The sequence below is a fragment of the Tepidiphilus sp. HLB4 genome (genome assembly GCF_054823945.1).
This window is the reverse complement of the sequence record NZ_JSYB01000078.1, coordinates 1-4,212: the sequence shown is the minus strand read 5'-3', so window position 1 is coordinate 4,212 and position 4,212 is coordinate 1. Positions and strand designations below refer to the sequence as shown.

The 4,212-nt window shown below is 66.4% G+C and carries 3 protein-coding genes and 1 pseudogene; all 4 read right to left on the bottom strand.

The genetic code is table 11. The features are described from left to right. Window positions 1–455, bottom strand: a pseudogene (locus OA56_RS09620) (hypothetical protein); the annotation flags it as partial. Between the two features lie 222 nt (window positions 456–677). Beyond that, window positions 678–3,431, bottom strand: coding sequence for a hypothetical protein (locus OA56_RS09615; protein WP_461584968.1), 2,754 nt, complete (start codon window positions 3,429–3,431; stop codon window positions 678–680). Window positions 3,432–3,434: 3 nt separating this feature from the next. Continuing rightward, the gene (locus OA56_RS09610) at window positions 3,435–3,632 is read right to left on the bottom strand and encodes a helix-turn-helix transcriptional regulator (protein WP_141056590.1); all 198 of its coding nucleotides are present in this window, start codon (window positions 3,630–3,632) and stop codon (window positions 3,435–3,437) included. A 106-nt stretch (window positions 3,633–3,738) separates the two neighbouring features. Continuing rightward, window positions 3,739–3,924, bottom strand: coding sequence for a hypothetical protein (locus OA56_RS09605; RefSeq protein WP_461584965.1), 186 nt, complete (start codon window positions 3,922–3,924; stop codon window positions 3,739–3,741). Window positions 3,925–4,212 lie beyond the last annotated feature (288 nt).

Here is a 4,212-nt window from a genome sequence, read left to right as displayed (position 1 = left end):
AACGGCCGTTCCGGTGGCGTTTTCCCTGGCGCGTGCGCCGCCGCCTCCACCGCGCCAGCCTCGGCGTGCAGCACCTCTTCGCGCGTCTTGGCGGGGGAAAAGGCGATGACGCGCTCGGTGCCGTCGATGTAGCGGATGCGCCAAGTGGTGGCGGGGGCGTCGTCGGCAGGCCGGGGCGTCGGGGCGGATGGGGTGGCGTCGGTGGCCGCGGGCCGTGCCTCGGCGATGGTGGCCGCGGGGCGTGCATGCCGGGGCGTGGGCGCCGTCGTCGGGCCGCCGGTGCGTTGCGGGGCGTCGGTGGCATGTGCGCCGACGAAGGGGGCGTCGGTGCCGTCGGTGCTGCCGTCGCTGTGGGCTCGTGCGCCGTCGGTGCCGTCGGTGCCGGTGCACTTCGGGGCGTCGTCCGCGCCGGTGCGCCGCCGGGATCGGATGAAGAGCTCGTCAAGCGTGGTCATACCTTCCTCTTGGAGAACTTTGCGGGTTTGGCGGATTTGCGGGGTTCTCGGCAGTCCAAAACCTTTTTGTGTACGTCCTATAGAAATGGTCTTGTTCGCCTCGCGCGAAGGAGGGAAAACATCCCCGCAAATCCGCGCAAACCCTGCACGGTGGGTTTGCAGGAAAAGTTTTTGGAGTGCACCAATCCCCGCAAACCCGCGCAAACCCGCAAAAGTGGAGGGTCACCCCTCCCGCTGAATGATCCACCTCGCGACCTTTTCGTGAAGGTCGTCGCCGAGGCGCCGCAGCATCAAGCCGCGGGCGATACGGTCGCGACGGTAGAGCAGCAGGCGGCCGATTTGTTTCGCGCTTCGCGGCTCGCCGCCCAGGAACGCGGCGAAGGCCTCGGCAAGCTCGGGGTCGCGCCCGTAGCCTTCGAGCCGCTGGAACACGTCGCGCGTCATGAAGGGCTTGGCGCCAAAGGCCGCGGCCAGCGCCTCGAGCAGGTCGCCGAGACTGTCGAGCTCGGGGTCGGAGGCCGTCGCACCCGTGATGGCGTCCATCGGGTCGCGCCAGTGTTGCGGGTCGCGCCGGGCGAGCCACGCGACGGGTTGGCGCACCAGCTCGTCCCAGCGCTCGAACGATGCCGTGCTGCCGGGGGCGCGGATGCCGTCGCGGTAGTCGCTCGAGCTCAGCCAGCCGCGAATGATCACGCAGGCGGCCGCCGCGAGCCGCTGGCGTTGCCGCCGCACCCGCTCCACCGGGTCGAAGGCGAAGCGCCGCGCGAAGGGGCGTTCGCTTTGCGGGTCGATCCGGCAGACGAGGAAGCGCCGGGGCAGGTCGCCGGAAAGGATGAGATTGTTTCCCGTCACGCAGAATAGGGCGCGATTGGGTACGCTCGCCGCTTCGCTCACGCCAAGGATGCGGTCGCGATAGATGGGGGCCGTGAGCGTGGCCGCAAGCGCCGCGCTGTCGAAGGTGCCGACCACGTTATCCCACACGATCGCCCGCTCGCCCGACACCAGCGCCGTCGTCAAGCGCTTGCGCACTTCGGCGTCGTCGCCGCGTTCGCTCTTGACGTGGGGCCATATCGTCGGGGGTTCGCCCGTGGCGAGCACGCATAGGGCGCTTGCCAATAGCGTCTTGCCGCTGCCTTGCACGGGCGCGTCGAGCCCAAAGCCGGGGCAGGTCGGCAGGACGGGGCGCTCGACGGCCGAGAGTAGCGCCGCCAGCAGCACGCTACGGTCGAGCACCCCGGCAAAGGGGAAATACTCGAAGGGCGCCATGATCGCGTCGAGCGCCGCGTCGATCTCTTCGGCCGTGGGCGCCTCGGGCACGATCGGGGGCGTCTCGGCGCCGGGGTCGTAGAACAAGCGCGAGACGTGATCATAGCCGGGGGCCGTGAGCACCTGGCCGTCCAGCCGCACCAACGGGGCCGAGACGACGGCCTCAAGCGGTTTCAGCTTGCGCTCGGCGCCAAGCGCGAGCATGGTGTCGATGACCTTGGGGGGCGGGTCGCGGTCTTCATCGACGATGCTTCCGTCTCTCTGTTTCTTTTTGCCGAAGAACTGGAACTCGCCGCCGAGATAGTACGCCAGCCGCTCGCGCTTGAAGGGGATCACGCGGCCTTCGCTGACGGTGGCAAGCTCGCTGCCAAAATCAAAGACGTCGTCGGATTTGCGCAGATACTCGAGCAGCCAGTCGGCAAGCTCGCGCGTGCGCCCGCCCACGATCTCGACACGCCGCGGGGCGCGAATGAGCCTGTAAGTGGAGCCACCATGAGCAAACGATTTTAGCGTCGGTCGCATGCCGACCAAAAAGAGCTTGCCGACCAGCCGCCCGCCGTCGTAGTCGGGTTCGAGCGGGTCATGGCACAAGGCGCCGTGGTATCTGGCGCGATGGTCGAGCACCTCGCCGACAGTGACGGTGCGCCCGTCCTCGAGGATGAGGGGAAAGTCGCCGTGCAGGATTTTTTTCTCGATTGCCTGCTGCGCGAGATGCGCCGCGTGCTCTAAGTCGGTGCCGTCCGAGAGCTCGTCCGCGAGCTCTTGCATGAAGGCTTCGCGTTTCTCGCGCGCCAGCGGGGCGACGGCTTGGCGGGCCACGTGCTGCACCTCGTCGATCCGCTTTCGCTCGCTTTGGGTGAGCGGGGGCAGGCCGTCGAGTGGGGGCGCCTCGGGGTGGCGCACGATCGGCGGGCCGCGCCGCTGTTCGAGCGGGGCGATGCAGTGCGCACCCGCCGCGAAGACGAGTCGCTCGGGTTGCCACACGCTGGCGTCGACCAAGGTTCGCTCGAGCAGGGCGCCAGACTTCGACACTTCATAGCGCCCGAAGCCCGCCAGCCACAGGCGCCCTTTGATCGTCTCGCCAAGCTCGGGGATGCGCCGCGCGTCCGCGACGATGACGTAGATGTGAAAGCCGCGCACCCCGGCAAGCTCGCGTTCGCCATGCCAAATGCAGCTCGACGAACTTGGACGAATCACCATCGGGGCGGCCTCGAGCTCGGGCACCGCCGTGAAGAGGGCGTCGAGCGCCGCGTCGATCCCCAAGGGCTCGCCGTCCTTGGGCGCGTCGAAGTCGAGCAGCAGCACGCCGGGGGCGTTCGCCCATTGGAAGAACTCGCGCGAGCGGGCGATGACGCCGGGGGTGGTCACAGCGGGCAACTTGTCCTTGGTGACGACGGCGAACTCGTCGCGCGCCGGGTCGCAAGGTTCGCCAAAGGCGAGCGCGTGCCGGGGTTCCAGGAATTCGAGCATCTCGACGAACTCGCCGACATTCTCGAGCCGGTAGCGTCGCGCCTTGCCGCGCGCCATTTGCGGGGGTGTTTTCTTGTCGAGCTCGCCATTACCGTCGAGCCGCAGCGTCTTCGTGATGGGACGGTCGGCCTCGAAGACGACGAGGGTCAAAGGGGTGCTATACTGGGCGAGCGTACATTCGTTCTTGTCGGCCGTCTCGGGAGCTCCACCCGGGGCGGCCGTTTCGTTTTGGGCCTCCATCGCTCACGCCCTCTTCCGGGCCGCCCACGTGGGAACGGGGGCCGTGCGCAGCCATTCTTCGACTTCTTCGGCCAGCCAAAAGAGCCGGGAACCGGCCATACGGGGCGCGGGGAAAGTGCCGTTGCGCGCGTGGCGATAAACCCATACACGCGAGCGGCCGATGAGCTCGCAGACTTCGGATTGGGATAAAACACGTTGCATGGTGCCGCTCCATAGAGAATTGACGCGACACCAAAGATATTTCACCAAGAGCCGGGTTTTCCGGACATGTCCGCCGCCGCTTGGACATGTCCGGTTTCAAACGTGATCAATCCTCGGCGCGTAGCCAATTCCTCAGGTAGCGCGATAGCGTCTTGGGGGCGATGGTCTTCCCGCGGTGCTGCCCGATGGCCTCGAGCAAGGCCGATGCCTTGGACACTTCGGCCTCGGTAGGGCGCTCGATCAGAAACGCCGCGCCCGCCTCTTCGAGCAGTCCGGCGACGATGGCGCGCATCGTCTCGCGGACATCTTCCCGCGGGGGCGGTTCAATTTCCTGCACTCTGGGGGAATCGGCAGGCGGGGGGAATCCTTCGTTGAGGAATCGCTTGAGAAGAGCGCCAGAGACGCCGAGAAACGGGGGTCTTAGGGGTGTTGTGTCCAAGAAGTGGAGAAAAACGTTGTGCCGATAAAAAAAAGCTTCTTTACGCCTCTCTTGCATGTTGATTTTTTTGGAAAAAATCCATTGAGCAACATCTGAACTGCTTAGTTCTACCTGTCAGGTCCCGGACGATTGCATTGATCC

Coding starts and splice junctions, on each gene's coding strand:
- OA56_RS09615 (WP_461584968.1), bottom strand. CDS start 3,431: ATGGAGGCCCAAAACGAAACGGCCGCCCCGGGTGGAGCTCCCGAGACG.
- OA56_RS09610 (WP_141056590.1), bottom strand. CDS start 3,632: ATGCAACGTGTTTTATCCCAATCCGAAGTCTGCGAGCTCATCGGCCGC.
- OA56_RS09605 (WP_461584965.1), bottom strand. CDS start 3,924: ATGCGCGCCATCGTCGCCGGACTGCTCGAAGAGGCGGGCGCGGCGTTT.